Origin of the sequence: Fructobacillus fructosus KCTC 3544 (genome assembly GCF_001438695.1) — a bacterium.
Lineage (GTDB): Bacteria > Bacillota > Bacilli > Lactobacillales > Lactobacillaceae > Fructobacillus > Fructobacillus fructosus.
Genome location: NZ_JQBH01000019.1, coordinates 3,513 through 4,191, shown reverse-complemented (window position 1 = coordinate 4,191; position 679 = coordinate 3,513). Strand labels below are relative to the sequence as shown.

The following is a 679-nucleotide window of genomic DNA, read 5'->3' as shown; positions in this document are numbered from 1 at the left end:
GGTTAACCAGAAGTTGCAAGGCTCTGGCAAGCCAAAAGGTGGTGCTTCGTCACTAACGTATGAAAATGACCCATTTGCCGCTAAAGCAGCAAAGTATAAGTAAAGGAGGCCTTAAATGGCTCAAGAACAAATCTTTAATAAGAATTTTGCTGGAATTATTACGCCAGCTTTTCGTGCGTTGTCCGCATTTCAACCAGCATTCGGTGACTTGCAAACCAAGGATGGCGTAACTGAAAACGCAACCATGTTCTCTATCAAGTCAAATGACTTGCCAGCACAACTTGGTAACTATGATACTGATGCCAATACTGCGTTTAATGATGGATCTGATAACTCTAACCGCTTTGGTAAGCGTAAGGAAATTATTTACAAGGAACAAGATGTTCCCTACGACAGCACTTGGGCATTCCGTGAAGGTCTGGATCGTTTCACGGTTAATGCAGACCTTAATTCTGCCGTTGCCGAGCGTTTGGACTTGCAATCACAAGCAAAGGTACGTTTGTTTAACGCATTGTTTGGAAAGAAGTTGACGGAAAGCGCTTCTGATGACCTGGGTTCTGTATCTGACGTTGTCAAGTTGTTTGGAAAGGCTTCTCAAACATACACGGACATGGAAATTATGACACCAGTACGTGCGTATGTTGATCCAGAAACCTACAACGCTATTGTGGATGCTCCC

Annotated in this window: 1 protein-coding gene; it reads left to right on the top strand. The window is 43.6% G+C overall.

The genetic code is table 11. The annotated features are described in order from the left end of the window. Window positions 1–115 precede the first annotated feature (115 nt). Window positions 116–679: hypothetical protein (locus IV71_RS08125; RefSeq protein WP_056995063.1), on the top strand; the 564-nt coding region annotated here is incomplete at its 3' end.